This window comes from Paenibacillus sp. oral taxon 786 str. D14 (assembly GCF_000159955.1).
Taxonomy (GTDB): Bacteria; Bacillota; Bacilli; order Paenibacillales; family Paenibacillaceae; genus Fontibacillus; species Fontibacillus phoenicis.
On record NZ_GG695971.1, the window covers coordinates 1 to 20,594 of the forward strand.

Below are 20,594 nucleotides of genomic sequence, written 5' to 3' on the forward strand. Positions count from 1 at the left end.
TATATCACCCTTTTGCGAAACTTGCAAGACTTTTTTTTAACCAATGAATTCCATTCTTACTTACCGTCTCACAAATCTCAGCGGGTAAGTAATAATATACCCCAAAACGATCCCAAAAATCAACCCTAGGAAAGAACTTCCTCAATATGCAGATGTCTCTCTACAACCAAGTTGACGATTCGGCCTTGAACCGATACCATTGGGCGCGTCGGATGATTCCGGTCGGAGAATACAATCTCCCCTTCACTCCCATTGCTTAAGCGTACCCGCGTACCGTGATGGAATTGGGTTACCTTATCCACGAAGGTTTGAACAACGCCGGGATCCAGCTTACCAAATGCCTCAGACCGGATTTCCTCCAGCACTAAATAAGGCGATTTCGCTTTACGGTATCGACGATGTAACGTCATGGCATGGAAAATATCCGCCACGCTAACGATTTTCGCGTAGATATGAATTTTATCGCCGGTCAACCGGAACGGATAACCCGTACCATCCATCTTCTCATGATGTTGCAGCGCCGTCAGCCGGACGCCTTCATTAATCGCGGCAGTTTTGCGCAGCTGCTGATAGCCATAGGTCGTGTGCATCCGCATTTCCTCAGCTTCATCCGCAGTCAACTGCGTTGGCTTATACAGGATCAACGGATCGATTTTCGTATTTCCGATATCGTGCAGCAATCCGGCAAATGCCACCTGCATCCAGTCTTTCTGGGGCAACCCATGCCATTGCGCCAGCAAATAGGACGTGATAGAGCAGAGAATGGCGTTATGGTACATATAATCGTATTCGTTCATATTGCGCGGCATAAACGTCAGCACATTGTAATGCTTCAACTGGCGGACGAGCACCTCCAATTGATTGCGGAGCTCGTAAATCGGCAGCTCTGCAGCCAACACGGATTGAAACGCGCTTTTCGTTAAATGCAGCATCCGGTCGTATTCAAGGTGCAACGAAGTTAATGGACTAATCGCCGCCCCCGCTGCTCCTGCCGAAGCTAACTTGGTAGATTCATGAACCTCTGTCGCCTTTCGCTCAGGAACCACAAAGTCTTCCACTTCAATCTGACGGATCATAAAGGCGCGCAGGATATCCAAATCTCTCGGAAGCAAAACCTTGCCCTTCTGCAGCAAAAGACCGCCCAATGGACTATATACGTGATTCATCAACTTAACTCCCGGTTTGACATCCTCGATTGAGATACTAACCATCCTTTATTCTCTCCTTAGGGTAAGACTAGGATTCCAAGTCACTACAAACCCAATATTTTCTAGGTATAAAGAACTATTGAGCACTAATCTTATTATAGTACGCTGGTAAAATAGCAAGCAATCTTTCTTTTTCGTAGGAAAAGAACGCCACAAGAGCCTCCGAAACTAGACAGCCAAAAACGTGCTTAACTCCAAAAAAAAAACGAGCCTTAGACTCGATTTCTAAGGCTCGCTTGCTCCCGAGGTTGGGCCGTCATTTACGACTTCCCACCCTAGTTAGATTTTCAAACACGCGACTATTGCTGCGGTCTCGAAACAGGGGAATCATTATTCTTCGTTAGGATCTTGCCCAGGTTCCGAACCATGGCCTTCAACCGCTTGCCCTTGGTCCTGGGAGGACTCAGCTTCTCCCTCTTGGTCTTCTTCCTCACTCTTGTCCGTGCGGCAAACCGTCGCCACGGTATCGTCTTCGCGGATGTTGATCAGCTTCACGCCTTGCGTGTTCCGGCCCATGGTGGAGATACCCTCCATGCTCGTTCGGATCAGCGTACCGCTCGCGGTAATGATCATCAGGTCCTCTTCATCCTTAACGACCTTGAGTCCGACAACCGTACCGTTCTTCTCCGTGACATTGATCGTTTTGATCCCCTTACCGCCGCGGCTTTGCGTGCGATATTCGGAGATCGGCGTCCGCTTGCCGTAACCATTCGCGGTTACGATCAAGACATCCTGCCCCGGAACCACAACGTCCATGCCGATGACAGAGTCGCCTTCATCCAGCGTGATCCCTTTAACACCGGTAGCTGCCCGGCCCATAGAGCGTACATCGCTTTCTGGGAACCGGATCGACATGCCTTGTGCTGTACCCATGATCACTTCTTCATTGCCATCGGTCAGCTTCACGTCGATTAACGTATCGTCTTCGCGCAGGTTGACGGCAATCAATCCGCCCTTGCGGATGTTGATATAGTCTTCGATTGGCGTCTTCTTGACGATCCCTTGCTTCGTAGCAAAGAACAAATACTTGTTATCGTCAAAACGCTCGACCTCGATAACCGCATTGACCGTCTCGCCCTGCTCAATCTGAATCAGGTTAATAATTGGCGTCCCCCGAGCCGTACGTCCCAGCTCTGGAATCTCGTACGCTTTGAGGCGATACGCCTTGCCGCGATCGGTAAAGAACATCAGATAATGATGGGAGTTCGTCACGAACAGATGCTCCACGAAATCATTATCCTTGGTGTCCATCCCGACAACGCCGCGCCCGCCGCGCTTCTGGCTGCGGTACGTTGTCACCGGCAACCGCTTGATGTAGCCGGTATGCGTAATCGTGATGACCACTTCCTCTTGAGGAATCAAATCCTCGTCGAGGATGCTTTCTTCACCGATCGTAATTTCCGTACGGCGTTCATCCGCGTATCTCTCACGGATTTCCTGCAGCTCTTCACCGATAATTTTCAGCACGAGCTGTTCATTGGCCAGAATCTCACGATATTCAGCGATCTTCTGGAGCAATTCGTTATATTCGTCTTCGATCTTCTCGCGCTCCAATCCGGTCAACCGGCGGAGTCTCATATCGAGAATCGCTTGTGCTTGTTCAAGGCTCAGACCAAAACGGGTAATCAAGCCTTCACGGGCTTCTTCATCCGAATTTGATCCCCGGATCAAAGCGATAACTTCATCAATGTGATCCAAGGCGATCCGCAAACCTTCCAGGATATGCGCCCGGGCTTCGGCTTTCTTCAAATCAAATTCGGTGCGCCGGCGAACAACTTCAACCTGATGCTGTAGATAATGACTCAAGACATCTTTCAGCGTCAGAATCTTCGGTTCATTGTTTACGATCGCCAGCATATTAATGCCAAAAGTGCTTTGCAGCGCCGTATGCTTATACAGGTTATTCAGCACGACGTTCGGATTGACGTCCCGCCGAAGCTCGATAACCACGCGCATGCCGGTGCGATCCGACTCGTCGCGCAAGTCGGTAATCCCGTCAATTTTCTTCTCACGTACCAGTTCGGCGATTTTTTCAACCAGACGGGCCTTGTTGACCTGATAAGGAAGCTCCTCCACGACAATCCGTGCTTTGTTGTTGTGCTCCTCAATCGTGGTCTTCGCCCGCATCGTAATCGAGCCGCGTCCCGTCGTATACGCCTGGCGGATCCCCGAACGGCCCAAGATATAAGCAGCCGTAGGAAAATCCGGGCCTTTGATATAATCCATCAATTCCAGCGAACTGATCTCCGGATTCTTGATTAACGCCTGAACCCCGTCAATGACTTCCCCTAAGTTATGCGGAGGGATATTCGTCGCCATCCCAACTGCGATCCCCGACACCCCATTGACCAGCAGGTTCGGAAAGCGGGAAGGCAGCACGACCGGTTCCTGCTCCTCGCCGTCGTAGTTCGGCATGAAATCAATTGTTTCTTTGTTGATGTCACGCAGCATTTCCATGGCGATTTTGGATAAACGCGCTTCCGTATACCGCATCGCCGCGGCCATATCCCCGTCGACGGAACCAAAGTTGCCATGGCCTTCGACAAGCATATATCTCATCGAGAAATCCTGCGCCATCCGCACCATCGTCTCGTAAACGGCGGAATCACCGTGAGGATGATATTTACCGATGACTTCACCGACGATTCTCGCTGACTTCTTAAATGGTTTGTCCGGATGCATTCCTAAATCCGACATCGCATAGAGAATGCGACGATGCACCGGCTTCAAACCATCCCGCACATCCGGCAACGCACGGCTGACAATAATGCTCATGGCATAGTCCATAAAGGACTCGCGCATTTCCACATTAATGTCCCGATCTATGATTTGAGAGAATTTTTCTTCCGCCATGCTGGACCTCCTTCATAATCTATCCACGTGCCTTCGTATGGGAAAAAGCCCGAAAAACCGCCACTTTCATTATATTACTTTCACAAATCAAGCTCAATTAAACGTGACCGGCCTTGTAACACGATCCATATAGACAGCAAAAAATTAGGGATGTGTCCACTCCCATCGAATCGAACGTTCATACACTACGGATATAGGCATTTTCTTTGAATCGCTGAAAAAGCTTATAAAATCCCCATATCTTATAATTATACCATTGTTTTTCTCTTCTGTCCTATGTTTTTCGCATATCGCATAGATGACAACGGGCCGGTTCCGGTCCGAAAGAAAGGAAGGATAAACGATTTGACGATCCAACGTATTGCAAGCAAGTGGGAGAAAACGAAAGTGATCTACCAGAAGGAATCCCTTCGTCCCTACATTCCGGATACGCGAAAATATTCCTTTGAGCATCTTCGGGATATGCTGGAGGAATACGGCTATGTCTTCGTCAAACCGGATCACGGCACCTATGGCATCGGCGTGATGAGCATTGAGAAATGGACGGATGACCTTAGCCCAGGCAGCCCGCTTCAGTATAAGCTCAGGTACGGAATTGAATACGAGCTGTACCCGACGATAGAGGAGCTTCACGACGCACTTGTCGCCAAGATGGGGTCTGAACCTTATCTGATCCAAAAAGGCATCCGTCTGCTCACCTACCGCCGCCGCAGGTTCGATATCCGCGCCCTCGTCCAGCAAACCCCGCGTAAGTCCTGGGAGACGACTGGATTTATCGGACGGATTGCTGCACAGCAGAAGGTCATCACCAACTATCATGGCGGCGGCAGCGTCATGCTCATTGAGGACCTGCTTAGCTCCTATATGACCCCCAAAGAGTTTGCCGAGAAGTACAAGGAAATGAAATCCATCGGCGTCCAGGCAGCCATCCAACTGGCTCGGAAATTTCCGCAGCTCAAGGAAATCGGGTTGGACATCGCCATCGACGAACAGTACCAAATCTGGATTTTGGAAATCAATACGAAGCCAGCTCTCTTCCCCTTCAAAATACTTCATCCCAAAGAGGTTTACCAAAAGATCCGGCGCTACGCTATCGCTTACGGCCGATTGAAGGCCAAATCCGCCAAAGCGAAATAGGAAAAAGGCTGTTCCCATCCTTCCGGATGCAAGTCCGGATCGTATAGAACAGCCTTATCTATTGGCTCCCGATATCGCTTAGATATCGAGATTCTTAACGTATTTCGCATGCTCGTGAATGAATTCGCGCCGCGGTTCGACGTTATCACCCATCAGTGTATCAAAGATCGCATCCGCCTGGATGGCGTCAGAGATCGAGACTTGCTGCATCACACGGCTCTCCGGATCCATTGTGGTTTCCCAGAGCTGTTCGGCGTTCATCTCGCCTAGACCTTTGTACCGCTGCACGTTCACTTTAGCGCCCTCGCCAAATTCAGCGATGATTTGATCGCGTTCTTTCTCGGAGTTGGCGTAACGAACGACTTTGTTGCGTTCGATTTTGAACAGTGGCGGCTGCGCGATGTAAACATAGCCTGCTTCAATGATTTTGCGCATGTAGCGGAAGAAGAAGGTTAAGAGCAATGTACGGATATGCGCCCCGTCGACGTCAGCATCCGTCATGATAATAATTTTATGGTACCGCGCCTTCGAAATATCAAAATCTTCACCAATTCCGGTGCCAAGTGCCGTGATGATCGCCCGAATCTCCGCATTGCCGAGGATGCGGTCAAGCCGTGCTTTCTCGACGTTCAGGATCTTCCCACGCAGCGGCAAGATCGCCTGGAAGTGACGATCCCGTCCTTGCTTTGCCGACCCGCCCGCCGAGTCCCCTTCGACGATATACAGTTCGCTGATCGAGGCGTCCTTCGAAGAGCAGTCAGCCAGCTTGCCTGGCAGGGCGCTGACTTCCAGTGCGCTCTTGCGCCGCGTCAGTTCGCGCGCTTTCCGAGCAGCTTCCCGCGCCCGCGAAGCTTGAAGCGATTTCTCCAGAATGCGCCGGGACACGGACGGATTCTCGTCCATGAACTCCTGCAGCTTCTCGGCAAAGAGCGATTCCACGATACCGCGGACTTCACTGTTGCCCAGTTTGGTTTTCGTTTGACCCTCAAACTGAGGCTCCGGAATTTTGACGGAAATAATCGCTGTTAACCCTTCGCGCACATCATCCCCGGTCAGGTTCGAATCGTTCTCCTTAATCATGCCGGTCTTGCGGGCATAATCGTTAATGATCCGCGTCAATGCACTCTTGAAGCCAGACTCATGCGTCCCGCCCTCGTGAGTATGAATGTTGTTTGCGAAAGAATAAATATTTTCCGTATAGCCATCGTTATACTGCAGCGAGATTTCCACCTGGATCATATCCCGCTGACCTTCAACGTAAATCGGCTCCTCATGAAGCACTTCGCGGTTCTGATTCAGAAAGCGGACATACTCCATAATGCCGCCTTCGTAGTGGAACGACTCGCTTTGACCTGTCCGTTCGTCCGTCAGCGAAATGTTAATCCCTTTGTTCAAGAAAGCGAGTTCGCGAATCCGCGTCAACAGCGTATTATAATCAAAGACTGTGGTCTCTGTAAAAATTTCAGGATCCGGATAAAAAGTCGTTTTGGTCCCCGTTTCAGTCGTGTCACCGATCACCCGTACGTCGTATTGAGGTGTGCCGCGGTGATACTCCTGCTGATAGATATGACCGTCGCGCTTGACCTCGACGATCACCTTCGTCGACAGGGCATTAACGACGGAGACACCTACACCATGCAAGCCCCCGGATACTTTATATCCGCCGCCGCCGAATTTCCCCCCGGCATGAAGCACAGTCATGACGACTTCCAGCGTCGACTTCTGCAGCTTCTCATTCATCCCAACCGGAATCCCCCGGCCGTTATCCTCAACCGTTACGCTGTTATCAGGATGAACCGTGACATCAATTTTATTCGCATAGCCGGCCAGCGCTTCGTCGATACTATTGTCTACGACTTCCCATACCAGGTGATGCAGGCCGCGTACGCTGGTCGACCCAATGTACATCCCCGGGCGTTTGCGCACCGCTTCCAAGCCTTCAAGCACCTGAATATTACTCTCGTCATATGTTTGTTCGTTCATTGACAATGCCTTCACCTACTTCTCTAGAATCAAATTCAAGGCTAAACCGTCAAAATCACGTTCGCTTTCTTCTTCAGCGTAGCGGAGGAGATCGGCGAGTAATAGATCTCGTTTTGGGTCACGACGATAGACTTCGCTTCCTCCTCGCCGATGCGCACCACGTTCTTGGTCTCCAGCGCATGGCTGAGGAATTGCTTGGATATTTTTGAAGACTTCTCGATCGTGATATCGAAAATTGCAATCAATTCCGAAGAGAGGATCACCTTTTCTCCGCCCAAATGTATATACATCCGTTTCCCTCCGTCCTTAACCTTGGACTTGTCCTTCCTGAACATGAAAAATGCTGGCGTCCTGTAATCGGCTTGCATTGATGCTCTCAATCCCTGTAGCCGTGATGAACGTCTGCACTTTACTCTGAAACGTTTCGATCAATTGGGTTTGGCGGTACGGATCCAACTCCGACAACACGTCATCCAGCAAGAGAATCGGGTATTCGCCGATTTCCTCATGAATGAGTTCAATTTCCGCCAGTTTTAACGATAATGCCGTCGTCCGCTGCTGGCCTTGGGACCCGTAGACTTGCGCTTCATTGCCGTTGATGATAAACGACAGATCATCGCGATGTGGTCCACACAGCGTCATGCCGCGGCGAATCTCCTGATCCTTCATTTGTGATAACTTTATCATAAATTGCTGCAATAGGACAGCTTCATCTTCTTCTTCGGCTGTGCCAAAAGAGGGGAGATAAGCCAATTTCAAGGTTTCACCGCCTCCGGTAATTCCCTCGTGAATCTGCTCTGCCCACTTTTGCAGTTTACTTATAAATTGTTTCCTTTTTTTAATAATTTTAACACCGTGTTGGACCAGCTGTTCGTTCCAAATCTCCAGCATGGTCTTGATTTCGGGACCGGCGCCCCAAGCCTGTTTAAGCAGATTATTGCGCTGAATCAGCACCTTCTGATATTGCTGCAAATGATACAGATAGCTCGGCTGTACCTGCCCGATCTCCATGTCAAGAAACCGGCGCCGTACCCCAGGAGTTCCCTTGACAATTTCCAAATCCTCGGGAGCAAACATCACGACATTCATCGCCCCGATAAAATCACTCAGCTTCCTCTGTTCCAGGCCATTGAGCTTCGCCTTCTTGCCTTGCGGCGATAAACGAAGCTCAAGTTGGACTGGGCCGTACTTCTTCTCCACCTCCGCGGACACCAGCGCATGGTCGCTGCCAAACGCGATCAGCTCCTTGTCTTTGCCGGTCCGGTGCGACTTTGTCAGCGCAAGGACGAACAACGCCTCTAGCAGGTTCGTTTTCCCTTGGGCATTCCGTCCGATGATCAGGTTCACGGCGCCGAAGGCGTCCAGCGTAAGGGTACCGTAATTCCGGTAGTTTTGCAGCGATAAACGATTTACAAACACGTTCTAAGCCCCCTCATTCTCCGCCAGTCCCCGGCCGTTTGGCCACAGGCAGGCCACTTCAGGGAGCCTGTTCTCCCGCCACCTGAAAAGAGCCGCAACCTTCCACCTCAACGCTATCGCCCGGATACAGCTTCCGGCCCCGCCGCTCTTCCGGTTTGCCATTCACCTTCACGGCACCTTCCTGGAGGATCGCCTTGGCCATTCCTCCGGTTGGCACGCAATCCGCCAGCTTCAGGAAAGAATCTAATTTAATATATTCGCTCGAGATGGGAATTATTTTCATGAGGAATCGGTTTCCTTTCTGTTGGTATCGCCAAAATGCTTCCGCTAGAAACATGCTTTGGACGCCAATGATCTAGTTCGTTGTCCGGTATGGCAGAATCAGATAAAGGCTCTGGCTGTCGTCCACCGGCTTAATGATGATAGGGCTCATCGCGCCTGTAAACCCGATGTGCAGCTGCTCGCTTTCCACGACCTTCAGAACGTCCAGCATATATTTCGAGTTAAAGGAAATGCGCAGCGGATCCCCCGAAAAATGAGCCACATCCAACTGCTCCGTAACCTTACCCAACTCCGAGGAGCTAGAGGAAATTTCAATGGTTCCGTCTTCCATCGTTTGCAGGCGGACGATATTCGTTTTCTCCTCGCGAGACAGCAAATAAGCGCGGTCGATCGAATCGCTTAACTTCTTCGTATCCAAGATGAGTTCTGTTTTATACGTAGTCGGAATAATCTTGGAAGTATCCGGATAAGTTCCGTCGAGAATGCGAGTATAGAACAACACGCGATCGATTTTGAATAACACCTGGTTGTCGGCAACGACGATTTCAACGCGCGTATTTTGATCCGGGATAATTTTGCTCAGCTCATTGAGCGTTTTGCCGGCAATGACGATGTTGCTGAACCGTACGCCCTCCGCGTCATCCAGACCGGCAATGCGGCTGGCCAGGCGGTGGCGGTCCGTCGCTACGAATTTGAACTGGTTATCTGCCAGGTTCCAGAGCACTCCGGTCAAGATCGGCGAAGTTTCGTTCGTCGAAATGGAAAATACCGTTTGCCGAATCATGTTCTTCAACAAATCGCCGGGAATCGAAATGACCTGATTTTCTTCGATGCTAGGCAGTACAGGGAATTCCTCCGGATCCAGACCTACCATTTGGATATCGGTGGATCCGGAACGGATGAAGGTTTGGAATCCGTCCTGCACTTCCATTTCGATTTCGGAGGAAGGCAGCTTCTTGATGATCTCGACAAAGAACTTCGCAGGCAGCACAACGCTCCCCGGACGCTCTACTTGTACGATTTGCTTCTCTTGATCCTCCGCCGGAATAAAGGCCTGAATCGAAATGTCCGTATCGCTGGCCGTCAGGGTCATCCCTTGAAAGTTCACATCTAGCTTGATCCCGGTCAAAATCGGAATCGTTGTCCGGCTCGAAATCGCCTTGGATACGTGTTGGATCGATTCATTGAGATCATGCTTCAAAATACGGATTTTCATAAATTCAACTCCTAAAAGTGTTATGAAGCATAAAGCTTCTAAGGGCATACTTCACATTGAACACTGCCTCGAAAGGGAACAGTCATATTCTTCGCCTCCGAAGCATAACCTTGAGGTATGTACGGTTTTGAGGCGGTTCATGCAGCCATCCTTATGATCTTCTTCGTTGAACTGGACAAGCGCAGCGTTGCAGCGACTGGCTGAAGCGAGCGGCTTGCCGCTACTTATGAAGATGTTTATATCTTTATAGATTAGAAGAAGTAGTAGGGGCACTGAATATGTGGATAACAACCGGAAAAATATGAAATGAAGCCTATCCACATGTGCATATCATGTGCATAGGCTTATCCCTTATTCAGGTAGCACTTTTTATTTTTTCGGTTATGTTGTTGATGATTTTATATAGCTCCTGATCCGTTTTGAGCTGCTGGGTGATTTTCTCATGCGCATGGATGACTGTCGTATGGTCCCTTCCGCCAAACGCATCGCCGATCTTCGGCAGCGAGAAATCGGTGAGCTCCCGGGCCAAATACATGGCGATTTGCCGCGGAAACGCGATCGCTTTGGTTCTTTTGCGCGCCTTGAAGTCGTCCAGCTTCAAATTGTAATACTCGCCAACCTTCTGTTGAATGTCCTGAATCGTGATCATCTTCGGACGACTGGATGGGATAATGTCCTTGAGCGCTTCGGCGGCCAAATGAGTCGTAATGTCCTGATTGATCAAGGAAGAGTAGGCGACGACGCGGATCAGTGCACCTTCCAGCTCGCGGATGTTCGTATCGATCTGATTGGCGATGTACATCATCGCTTCGTTTGGGATATCGAGGTTTTCCGCTTTAGCTTTCTTCCGCAAAATTGCGATCCGGGTCTCCAGGTCCGGCGGCTGGATATCGGTGATCAGTCCCCATTCAAACCGGGAGCGGAGCCGTTCTTCCAGCGTCGGAATCTCCTTTGGCGGACGGTCGCTGGAAATAATGATTTGCTTGCGTTCTTCATGCAGCGCGTTAAACGTATGGAAGAACTCCTCCTGGGTTGATTCCTTGCCGGCCAGAAATTGAATGTCGTCGATCAGCAAAATGTCGATATTGCGGTATTTGTTACGGAAGCTTTCCGCGCGGTTGTCCCGGATGGAATTGATGAATTCGTTCGTGAATTTCTCGGAGGAAATGTACACGACTTTACTGCTGGGGCTGTGCTCCAAAATGTAATGGCCAATCGCATGCATCAGATGCGTCTTGCCAAGTCCCACGCCGCCGTAAAGGAACAGCGGATTGTACGCCCGCGCCGGTGCCTCGGCGACCGCCAGCGACGCGGCATGAGCAAACCGGTTGCCGGAGCCAATAACGAAGGTGTCGAACGTATACTTCGGGTTAAGCATATGGGAAACGCTTTCCTCGCTTGGGACGGGAGCGGGGGGTTCCTTGTAAACCTGAGCTTGCTCGGGGGGAGCCGACTCTTCGATCACGAACGAGACGTCCACCTGCTTGCCGATCACCTCAAAAACCGTCGTCGCCACCAGTTTGGTGTAGCGGCTTTCGAGCCATTCTACAGCGAACGTGGTCGGAGCGGAGATCACAATCGACTGATCGGTTAAGGAGACTACCTTCGTCGCCTTAAACCAGGTGTCAAAGCTCGGTTTGCTTAATTTCGTATTAATAATAGATAAAATATGTTGCCATATTTCCGAAGTATGGCTGTCCACAGACTGTCACTCCTTTTAAATCTTCCAATTGTGGCTTAAGCCATGCAGAAAGAAGTCGAAATAAACATAAATAAAGGGGAATTTTATCCCCAATGTTCAGTAAAGTATCATCATTATAAAATAAATTATGTTCGAATTGTTCACAATGTTATCCACAACCTGTTAATAAATCAGCGGATAAACAGAGATATTCACAACGAAAACAATATAATCATAGCAAAAGAAGGCTTGTTTTTCAATGAGCTCTCGGCTTTTATCCACAAATTCAATAACTTGTGCATAATTCTCATTCACACCACTACATATTGTTTATAAATTGTTTAAAATTCGACAGACAGCTGCAAAATCTCATAAAAAATATTCACAACTTATTCTGATCTCTCATCAATCTTCGAGTTTCGGCTGTGAATAATTCAACCGTCCGGGATAGAGAGCAAGCTTTGCTTATTATATAGAAAATAAAAATCCGACCGCCCCATAGGACGGTCGGATTCGTTTTATATGGATGTAAGAGCGTCTTACTGCTCAGATTGTTGTTGTTGCTGGAACTTGGCAATCGCCTCGTAATCTTCCTCCAGCTTCCGCGAGATGCGGATGTAGATCGGCAGCAGCTGCTTATAAATCGCCGCATGCTCCGGAATGGGCGAGTGTTCGTGGGTGCCGCCAACCATTTCCTTGACGACTTCGAAGGAATCAATCTCTCCCAAAGCATACAGACCAAGTACCACGGCCCCTAAGCAGGAGCTCTCAAAGCTCTCCGGAATGACGACTTGTTGGTCGAAGATATCAGCCATCATTTGCCGCCATAATGGGGAGCGGGCGAAGCCGCCCGTGGCCTGAATTTTCTGCGGGCGCCCGATCTGTTCCTCCATCGCCAGGAGCACCGTGTACAGGTTGTAAATGACACCTTCCAGCACGGCACGAATCATGTGCTCCTTCTGATGATGCAGCGTCAGCCCGAAGAAGGAGCCGCGCGCGTGGGGATTCCAGAGGGGCGCTCGTTCACCGGCCAGGTAGGGGTGGAAGAGCAGGCCGTCCGCGCCGGGAGCGACGCGCTCGCCAATTTTGGTCAGCACGTCGTACGGGCTGATCCCCAGCCGTTTCGCCGTTTCGACCTCGGAAGCGGCGAATTCGTCCCGCACCCAGCGGAAGATGACACCGCCGTTGTTGACCGGCCCCCCGATCACCCAGTGCTTATCCGTCAGCGCGTAGCAGAAGATCCGGCCTTTGGGATCGGTTCTCGGCCGGTCGACCACGGTGCGGATTGCACCGCTGGTGCCGATCGTGACGGCGACAACACCGGGGTCGATGGCATCGACCCCGAGATTGGACAAGACGCCGTCACTGGCGCCAATGACGAAGCGGGTGGAGGGAGCGAGTCCCATGGCACTGGCGTAGTCTGGCGCCAGGCCTTGCAGGACGTGCGTCGTCGGCACGAGCTTGGACAGATGCTCCGGCGTAATGCCGGCGATCCGCAGCGCTTCTTCATCCCAATCTAAGCGTTCGAGGTTCAGAAGTCCGGTGGCCGACGCAATCGAATAATCGACGACGTACTCCCCAAACAGCTTAAGGAAGACATATTCCTTAATCGAGACGAATTTGCGGGCTTGTGCAAAAATGTCAGCCTTCTCATGGTGCAGCCAGAGCAGCTTGGTCAGCGGAGACATCGGATGAACTGGCGTGCCGGTGCGCAGGTAAATCTCGTGTCCGCCCAGCTCCTTCTTCAGCTTCTCCGACCAATCCGCACTGCGGTTGTCCGCCCAGGTGAGACAGCGCATCAGCGGTTTGCCCTCGCCATCCAGCGGGATGACGCTGTGCATTGCGGAGCTGAAGGAGACGAAGCCGATTTGATCCGGAGCGATGCCGCCTGTTTTCATCACTTTTCCCACCGCGGCGATCACTGCAGCAAAAATCTCTTCCGGATCCTGCTCCGCCACGGCAGCGGAAGGGGTATACAGCGGATACTCCTCATTGGCCGTAGCGATGACTTGGCCGTTGCGTTCATACAATACCGCCTTCGTGCTGGTTGTTCCGATATCGAGGCCGATCATATGTGTTACGGTACCCATAACCTACCTTCTCTCTACTTCAAAATTTCGTATTTCCATTGTAATGAGGTTTACCTTAGAAAATAAAGCTCAACACGAGGATCAACAACAATCCCACGACGGACAGAAGCGTTTCCATCACGGTCCACGACTTTAAGGTTTGCGGCACCGACATATTAAAGAATTCCTTCACCATCCAGAAGCCGGCATCGTTAACGTGGGAAAGCACAATCGACCCGGCGCCGGTGGCAAGCACGGCCAATTCGACGTTGGCCCCAGGGGTCATGGCCAATACAGGAGCTACGATGCCGGCTGCCGTCGTCATCGCGACCGTTGCCGAACCGGTAGCTACACGGATCAAGGCCGCCACGAACCAAGAGAAGAGAATCAGGTTCACGTTCGCGCCGGTGGCGATTTCCGCGATGGCTTCGCCGACGCCGCTGTTGATCAGCACCTGCTTAAACGCACCGCCGGCACCGATAATCAACACGATCCCGGCGATCGGCGCTAGGCATTCGCTTGTGAATTTGGAGATATCCTGCTTGCTGAATCCGCGGCTGTAGCCCAGCGAGAAGAAGGAGAACACGACGGCGATCAGCAGCGCCATAATCTCGTGTCCGATAAACTCACAGAACAGCGTGATCGGACGAGTGGCTTCAGGATCGAGGATATCGGCAATGGAACCAATCAGCATGAGAATGACCGGCAGCAAAATCGTAAACAGCGTGATACCGAATCCCGGCAGTTTGCGATTCCCTTTGACGGCAAATTGCTCCGCCAGCTCGGCCGGAGGTTCCAGCACAATCCGCTTACCGATATATTTACCGAACAGAGGACCGGCTACGACCGCTACCGGCAAGCCGATCAGGATCGAATACAACAGAGTCTTGCCCAGATTTGCTCCATACGCGTCAATAGCGATCATCGGCGCCGGGTGCGGCGGGACGAGTCCGTGTACAGTGGACAAACCAGCTAAAATCGGGATACCGATTTGGAGCAGGGACATTTTTGTTTTCTTGGCAACTGTAAAAACAATCGGAATAAGCAGAATGACGCCAACTTCAAAAAATACCGGGATACCGACGATAAAACCAACGAGCATCATCGCCCAATGCACCCGCTTCTCGCCAAACCGATTCACCAGCGTTGTGGCAATGCGCTCCGCGCCGCCGGATTCGGCCATCATTTTCCCCAGCATCGTACCGAGACCAATGACGATCGCGATCGTGCCCAGCGTTCCGCCGAGACCGCTTGTGATGGAGCTGACGACGTCCAGCGGTTTCATTCCAGCCAGAAGTCCAAGCAGCAGCGCGGAGATCAGCAGCGTGACGAAGGGGTTCCATTTATATTTGGAGATCAACACGATTAAAAATACGATGGTGAGCAGCGTCCAAAAAAGAAGCGTTGCATTATGGCTCATACCAAACAGGGTATCCAAAGTGATTCCTCCTCTTTAGGGTCCTCTTGATGTGTTCAGTTCAGCGCTTTCATAAATGATCATGCTGGAAATTGTTCTTATTATGATCAAAACCAACAGAATTTGATTATTGTATACTTGTCGACAATAAATCCGGTGCAAAGGGCCGATAGGCCGCTTCTGTTAGTTATTGAGGAAGGCTCGTATGCAGCGTGCGGTGGGAGTCGGCGAAGTACTCTTCCACGTTCCGCGCGATAATCCCGGGGTCACGCGATTCCAAGCCTTGCAGCAGCTTGCGATGCTTGCCGATAACATAGTTAATTTTGTCATCGCTTTGCGACAACACCTCTCGCGTCGTAATCAGCATCACCGTCATAACAATATGGCGGATGCTGGTCCATAGATGCATGATGCGCGTATGGTTAGCTCCAGCGATAATTGTCTCGTGAAAACAGAGATCCTGGTAGGCAAATTCCGCGATATCCCGGTGTTTGCCGGCCAGTTCCATTTTATCGATGATTTGTGCGAGCGGGGCGAGCAGCGCTTCCGGATTCTCCGCCACCCGCTGCGAGGCGAAGCTTTCGATCAAATAACGAACATCGTACAATTCGTCGACGTCCTTCAGGCAAAGGCCATTCACCACCACCCCCATGCGTTGGAGGCTGATCAGCCCTTCACTAGAGAGCGTTTTCAGCGCTTCGCGAACCGGGGAACGGCTCGTGCCGAAATCCGCGGCAATGCGGTTCTCTGACAGAACGGTGCCCGGTTTGATCGTACCGTTAATGATCTGCAGGCGAAGCTCCGCTGCGATCGATTCGCCAAGCGAGCTGCCTTTTAACCAAGAAGAAGGGTATTGCATGCGATATTTCTCCTATCCAAGGGATATGATCCCGCTTAATGATCGTGAAGTTTTAAATACTTCGATCATAGCATGAAAATCGTAAAGATGGGGGAAACTCGCGCTAGGTTTCGGCAATTTTTCAGCAGTTATTTCGCTGATTCAACCGCGTGGCCGCCAAATTCGTTGCGCAGCGCTGCAACAACCTTGCCATGGAAAGTGTCCTCCTGGAGTGAACGGTATCGCATAAATAGCGACATGGCGATCACCGGCGCGTTCGCTTGCAAATCCAGCGCGGTCTCTACCGTCCATTTGCCTTCACCGGAGGAGTGCATCACGCCGCGAATGCCTTCCAGCTTCGGATCCTTGGCAAAAGCGTTCTGCGTCAGCTCCATCAACCAGCTGCGGATGACCGAACCGTTCGACCATACCCGGGCGACCTGCTCGAAATCGTAGTTGTACTGGCTTTTGTCAAGCAACTCGAAACCTTCGGCGATTGCTTGCATCATGCCGTACTCGATCCCGTTATGGACCATTTTGAGGAAATGGCCGCTGCCGGACGGACCCGTATACAGATAACCGCCAGATACGGCGATATCCTGGAAGATGGGCTCAACCAGACGGAAGGCTTCTTCCTCGCCGCCAATCATAAAGCAGCCGCCTTGCTGCGCACCTTCCACACCGCCGGAAGTTCCGACATCCAGGAAGCGAATCCCATGCTCCGCCAGTTGCTGAGCGAGTTCCAGCGAATTTTTGTAATGGGAATTTCCTCCGTCGATAAGGACGTCGCCCGCTTCCAGCAACGGGGTTAGCTGATCGACAACCGATCGCAGCGGGGGACCGGCCGGAACCATGACCCAAACGACCCGCGGTGCTTCCAATGATTTGACGAGCTCCTTCAGGCTGGCGGCGGGAACCGCGCCTTTCTCCGCTGCGTTTGTTACGGATTGGGAATTCATATCGTAGGCGACCACGTCATGTCCATGCTCCAGCAGATTCAGAACGAGATGGAAGCCCATTTTTCCAAGCCCAACCATGCCTAATTTCATCTATAAAACACCTCGCTATCATTATTGTATACTTGTATACAACTTACAATTTGACTATACTCCGATTCGATTCGGCTGTAAACTACAAAAATGAAAGCGCTTTGGTGAAAAGATGTCCGATCAAGTTGAAACTACTTTTCCACATGTGCATAACTTCTATACGAAGTGATTCTCGGGCAAGCCTGTGGAAAACTGGGGACGTTGAGGTTCCAAAACGGAAGCTGTGGATTGTGTATAACGGAAAAGGAGAATGGAGGAAGGGGGAAGTTCGGTTGACTTTTCCCAGGCGGTATGGTTAAATGTATGAAGGCATTTTCTGTGGATATGAAAATGGGTAACATAAAGATAATGATGATATTCCTGTAAGGGGGTGTGCGATAGATGAAACCAACTTTCAAACCGAATGTGAGCAAACGTAAAAAAGTTCACGGTTTCCGTAAAAGAATGAGCACGAAAAACGGCCGCAAGGTTCTCGCTGCTCGTCGTCTCAAAGGCAGAAAAGTACTGAGTGCGTAAAGCGTGCGTAAGGACCACCGCGGTGGTCTTTTTTTTTATATTTCGATCTTTGTGCGATCGTTGCGGCGATGTTTGGTCTATACTATTTGTTAGAAAATCAGGTGATCGTAGAGCCGCAGCTGATTTTTTAACCACCTCTTAGTAGAAGTTTGAATCAAGGAGATAGCTCGTGCATAAACAACTTCGTTTGAGAAACCGCGCCGATTTTAACCGGATCTACCGGTTTGGCAAATCCTTTGCGAATCGCCAACTGGTGGTGTACTGGTCGAATAAACCGGAGATTGAACGTTTTCGGCTGGGGGTTTCGGCCAGTAAAAAAATCGGAAATGCCGTCGTTCGCAACCGGATGCGGCGGATGTTGAAGGAGATCGTCCGGCTGCATGAAGCGGAGATTCGCGACCATGTCGACCTGATCTTGATCGTGCGGAACGGGGCCGTCGGAATGGAATATAAGGACCTCGAAAAAAGCGTGCTCCATGTGCTGCGGAAAGCTTCGCTGCTGCGGGATTCCGGGCGTTAGGCAGGCTTGTTTCTTTGTCTCTTCAAATATGTTATGATTTACGGTGAATGGATAGGTTAAGAGAGGGGTTTTGAAGTGTCGCGATTGATGACTAACCGAAGAATATGGCTTCTTCTCCTTCTGGCGGCCGTGATGGTTGCGGTTCTCGCAGGCTGTGCGCCTCAGAATGCACATCAGGCAACCACGACGGCTGATATGAGGACAAACGGATCATGGTGGACCTCCAATGTGGTTTACTATTTCTCGCTCGCGTTGGATACGTTTGCAGAATGGTTTAACGGGGCTTATGGCATCGCGATTTTGATTATGGTGCTGATCGTGAGGACTTTGATTCTCCCGCTCACATTGAAGCAGGTAAAGAGCTCCAAGGCGATGCAGGCCATTCAGCCGCAGCTCCAGAAAATCCGGGAGCAATATAAGGATAATCCAGAGAAGCAGCAGCAGGAGACGATGAAGCTCTTTCAGGAACACAAGGTGAATCCGATGGCGGGTTGTTTCCCGCTGCTCATTCAAATGCCGGTGTTCATTGCGCTGTATAACTCGATTTATTACAACTCGGCGATCCGGGAGCATTCCTTCTTGTGGCTGCAGCTCGGGGAGCCTGACAAATTGTTCATCCTGCCGGCGATCGCTGCCATTACGACATTCATTCAAACGAAGATGATGTCGAGCATGAACCCGCAAGGGATGCAAGGCCCGATGGCGTTTATGATGTGGGTCTATCCGATTTTGATTTTTGTGATGGCGTACAATTTCGCCGCTGCGTTGCCGTTGTACTGGATCTTCAGTAACCTGTATACGATCGCGCAAAACTACTTTATCTACCGCAAGAAAGATCCAGCTTTGTCCGCAGCTGCCGCTACGGCAGGCGGAGGCAGCGGTTCTTCTTCCAGTTCAGGGAAGAAGCGGGGCGGCTCCAATCTAAAAGCCGGTCATCCCGGTAGAGGTGCCAAGGAGGCCAAAAAATCGAAATGAATAAAATTGTGACGTCGGGAAAAACCATTGAAGATGCTGTTAAACAAGGATTGGCCAAGCTCGGCACCACCGAGGATAAAGTCGCCGTGAACGTGTTAGAGCAGCCGTCAAAAGGATTCCTGGGGCTGATTGGGGTGAGGGAAGCGAAGGTTGAGCTGACTTTGCTTGAACCACCTACACCTGCACCTGAACCTGCATCAGTACCTTCCTCAAATAGGACCCCTTCGGTGCCTCACTCATCTGCTTTCGTGGTGGAGGAGAAGAGTGCGGGCGGCGAGAAGGATCCCTATGCGGAGGCGGCGTCATTCATTCGGGAGGTCGGGGAGAATATGGGCTTGGATGTCAAAATCGAAGTCTCCCATAGCAAAGACCATACCGTGCTTAACATTTCGGGCCAGGATTTAGGTTTAATGATTGGGCGCAGAGGACAAACCCTCGACGCTCTGCAATATTTGGCGAATATCATCGCTAATCGTTATTCGGACAGCTTTATTCGTATCGTCCTCGATGCCGAGAACTTCCGGGAACGCCGGAAGAAAACGCTGGAGGACCTTGCCGTCAGATTGGCCGGACGGGTCGTTCGAACGCGTAAAGAGGTTACGCTCGAGCCGATGTCGCCGCAGGAGCGCAAAGTGATTCATTCCAAACTTCAGGATCACCCGGAGGTCAAAACTTATAGTAAAGGTGAAGAGCCCAACCGGAGGGTCGTTATTACTCTGAAGCACAGCAAATGAATGAGACGCAATGACGTTTGCTCGGCGTAAGCTGGGGGACGTCATTTTTTTATATTGGGTTCGCCCCTCCCCAGGGGAGCCTCCCTTACCGGACTCAACCCTCCCCACCCCTCCCTTACCGTAAGGGAGGGCGCCCGAGGGCTTGCCGCCCTCTGGTCTCCTGCAAAGGAGAAGAACGTTGGAGGTAATGAGTCGCTCCTGCTCGCTGTCCCCTTCGGGGATGCGCTCTACGTTGGTGCAAGGAACGCTTTTCCCCCCTTCAGGTACGTCTTACTTGGGGAGCACCCGGGCTACCTGGAAAACCGTGCTGCTCATGACTACTGCTTTCGGCTCACCCGTGTGGCAGAGGCTGTGTGAGTCGCTTCTCGCCCCTTCGGGGCCCGCCTCTACTTTTAGATCTCCTCCAGTTTGAGGGCGAATGCTACGAAGGGGAGCGTGAAGAGACGCAGGCGGTTTCGGAGAGACTACGAGCAAGAAGGCGCTGTCTCTTGCGGAGATGTGCTCACGTTAGAGCAGAAATATGTGGGCGGGATGCTGGATGGTGAGTGAATTGGGAGCGGAATGGGGCGTATGAAGAAACGTAGTGGTCGCCTTTGCTATTGGATTGTAGCCTTGTAGGGTGTTCTCTATTCAGAACAATCCAATGGCAACCTCGATCGTAGGATCATACGACCAGCGGAGCTATGAAATTCACGAA

General features: G+C 51.0%; 17 protein-coding genes. 5 read left to right on the forward strand and 12 right to left on the reverse strand.

Annotated elements, in window-relative coordinates; all coding sequences use genetic code 11:
* Positions 1-125 precede the first annotated feature (125 nt).
* Both POTG_RS03050 and gyrA read right to left on the reverse strand, forming a co-directional pair.
* Entirely contained in the window at positions 126-1,211 is a 1,086-nt protein-coding gene (locus POTG_RS03050; RefSeq protein WP_009223328.1) for an HD-GYP domain-containing protein, read from the reverse strand.
* A 327-nt stretch (positions 1,212-1,538) separates the two neighbouring features.
* Positions 1,539-4,061 carry a DNA gyrase subunit A gene (gene gyrA / locus POTG_RS03055; protein ID WP_009223329.1) on the reverse strand — a complete coding sequence of 841 codons (2,523 nt, stop codon included), beginning with the start codon at positions 4,059-4,061 and terminating at the stop codon, positions 1,539-1,541.
* Between the two features lie 345 nt (positions 4,062-4,406).
* Here gyrA and POTG_RS03060 point away from each other — a divergent pair, with 345 nt between their 5' ends.
* Positions 4,407-5,198 carry a YheC/YheD family protein gene (locus POTG_RS03060; protein WP_036644060.1) on the forward strand — a complete coding sequence of 264 codons (792 nt, stop codon included), beginning with the start codon at positions 4,407-4,409 and terminating at the stop codon, positions 5,196-5,198.
* 78 nt (positions 5,199-5,276) lie between these two features.
* On the opposite strand, the gene gyrB is transcribed toward POTG_RS03060, so the two are convergent.
* From gyrB to gnd, 10 genes are all read right to left on the reverse strand, one after another.
* The gene (gene gyrB / locus POTG_RS03065) at positions 5,277-7,181 is read right to left on the reverse strand and encodes a DNA topoisomerase (ATP-hydrolyzing) subunit B (protein ID WP_036644062.1); all 1,905 of its coding nucleotides are present in this window, start codon (positions 7,179-7,181) and stop codon (positions 5,277-5,279) included.
* A 41-nt stretch (positions 7,182-7,222) separates the two neighbouring features.
* Positions 7,223-7,471: an extracellular matrix regulator RemB gene (gene remB, locus POTG_RS03070; protein ID WP_009223332.1), complete on the reverse strand. Its 249-nt coding sequence runs from the start codon at positions 7,469-7,471 to the stop codon at positions 7,223-7,225.
* Between the two features lie 16 nt (positions 7,472-7,487).
* A complete protein-coding gene (gene recF / locus POTG_RS03075) occupies positions 7,488-8,600 on the reverse strand; it encodes a DNA replication/repair protein RecF (protein ID WP_009223333.1) in 1,113 nt (370 codons plus the stop codon).
* Positions 8,601-8,658: 58 nt separating this feature from the next.
* A complete protein-coding gene (gene yaaA, locus POTG_RS03080; protein ID WP_009223334.1) occupies positions 8,659-8,883 on the reverse strand; it encodes a S4 domain-containing protein YaaA in 225 nt (74 codons plus the stop codon).
* 72 nt (positions 8,884-8,955) lie between these two features.
* Complete coding sequence (dnaN, locus tag POTG_RS03085) at positions 8,956-10,098, reverse strand: DNA polymerase III subunit beta (protein ID WP_009223335.1); 1,143 nt, start codon at positions 10,096-10,098, stop codon at positions 8,956-8,958.
* A gap of 355 nt (positions 10,099-10,453) precedes the next feature.
* Positions 10,454-11,800 carry a chromosomal replication initiator protein DnaA gene (gene dnaA / locus POTG_RS03090; RefSeq protein ID WP_009223336.1) on the reverse strand — a complete coding sequence of 449 codons (1,347 nt, stop codon included), beginning with the start codon at positions 11,798-11,800 and terminating at the stop codon, positions 10,454-10,456.
* Positions 11,801-12,318: 518 nt separating this feature from the next.
* Complete coding sequence (gene gntK, locus POTG_RS03095; protein ID WP_009223337.1) at positions 12,319-13,869, reverse strand: gluconokinase; 1,551 nt, start codon at positions 13,867-13,869, stop codon at positions 12,319-12,321.
* Between the two features lie 55 nt (positions 13,870-13,924).
* Positions 13,925-15,286, reverse strand: a complete 1,362-nt coding sequence (locus tag POTG_RS03100; protein ID WP_009223338.1) for a GntP family permease — start codon at positions 15,284-15,286, stop codon at positions 13,925-13,927.
* Positions 15,287-15,452: 166 nt separating this feature from the next.
* Complete coding sequence (locus tag POTG_RS03105; RefSeq protein ID WP_009223339.1) at positions 15,453-16,124, reverse strand: GntR family transcriptional regulator; 672 nt, start codon at positions 16,122-16,124, stop codon at positions 15,453-15,455.
* Between the two features lie 128 nt (positions 16,125-16,252).
* Positions 16,253-17,152, reverse strand: a complete 900-nt coding sequence (gene gnd / locus POTG_RS03110; RefSeq protein WP_009223340.1) for a phosphogluconate dehydrogenase (NAD(+)-dependent, decarboxylating) — start codon at positions 17,150-17,152, stop codon at positions 16,253-16,255.
* A 381-nt stretch (positions 17,153-17,533) separates the two neighbouring features.
* Between gnd and rpmH the strand changes: the two genes are divergently transcribed.
* The 4 genes from rpmH to jag all read left to right on the forward strand — a co-directional run bounded on the left by rpmH (position 17,534) and on the right by jag (position 19,897).
* A complete protein-coding gene (gene rpmH / locus POTG_RS22965) occupies positions 17,534-17,668 on the forward strand; it encodes a 50S ribosomal protein L34 (RefSeq protein WP_009223341.1) in 135 nt (44 codons plus the stop codon).
* 169 nt (positions 17,669-17,837) lie between these two features.
* On the forward strand, positions 17,838-18,188 hold the full coding sequence (gene rnpA, locus POTG_RS03115) for a ribonuclease P protein component (RefSeq protein WP_009223342.1): 351 nt from the start codon (positions 17,838-17,840) through the stop codon (positions 18,186-18,188).
* 75 nt (positions 18,189-18,263) lie between these two features.
* On the forward strand, positions 18,264-19,163 hold the full coding sequence (locus POTG_RS03120) for a YidC/Oxa1 family membrane protein insertase (protein ID WP_036644066.1): 900 nt from the start codon (positions 18,264-18,266) through the stop codon (positions 19,161-19,163).
* Entirely contained in the window at positions 19,160-19,897 is a 738-nt protein-coding gene (gene jag, locus POTG_RS03125; protein WP_009223344.1) for an RNA-binding cell elongation regulator Jag/EloR, read from the forward strand. Before POTG_RS03120 ends, jag begins: the two co-directional genes overlap by 4 nt.
* The last annotated feature ends 697 nt before the right edge of the window (positions 19,898-20,594 follow it).

Bases quoted from the DNA above. Each gene is read 5' to 3' on its own strand.
- gyrB (WP_036644062.1), bottom strand. From the start codon at position 7,181: ATGAACGAACAAACATATGACGAGAGTAATATTCAGGTGCTTGAAGGC.
- dnaN (WP_009223335.1), bottom strand. From the start codon at position 10,098: ATGAAAATCCGTATTTTGAAGCATGATCTCAATGAATCGATCCAACAC.
- gntK (WP_009223337.1), bottom strand. From the start codon at position 13,869: ATGGGTACCGTAACACATATGATCGGCCTCGATATCGGAACAACCAGC.
- yaaA (WP_009223334.1), bottom strand. From the start codon at position 8,883: ATGAAAATAATTCCCATCTCGAGCGAATATATTAAATTAGATTCTTTC.
- gyrA (WP_009223329.1), bottom strand. From the start codon at position 4,061: ATGGCGGAAGAAAAATTCTCTCAAATCATAGATCGGGACATTAATGTG.
- gnd (WP_009223340.1), bottom strand. From the start codon at position 17,152: ATGAAATTAGGCATGGTTGGGCTTGGAAAAATGGGCTTCCATCTCGTT.
- remB (WP_009223332.1), bottom strand. From the start codon at position 7,471: ATGTATATACATTTGGGCGGAGAAAAGGTGATCCTCTCTTCGGAATTG.
- jag (WP_009223344.1), top strand. From the start codon at position 19,160: ATGAATAAAATTGTGACGTCGGGAAAAACCATTGAAGATGCTGTTAAA.
- POTG_RS03105 (WP_009223339.1), bottom strand. From the start codon at position 16,124: ATGCAATACCCTTCTTCTTGGTTAAAAGGCAGCTCGCTTGGCGAATCG.
- POTG_RS03050 (WP_009223328.1), bottom strand. From the start codon at position 1,211: ATGGTTAGTATCTCAATCGAGGATGTCAAACCGGGAGTTAAGTTGATG.
- rpmH (WP_009223341.1), top strand. From the start codon at position 17,534: ATGAAACCAACTTTCAAACCGAATGTGAGCAAACGTAAAAAAGTTCAC.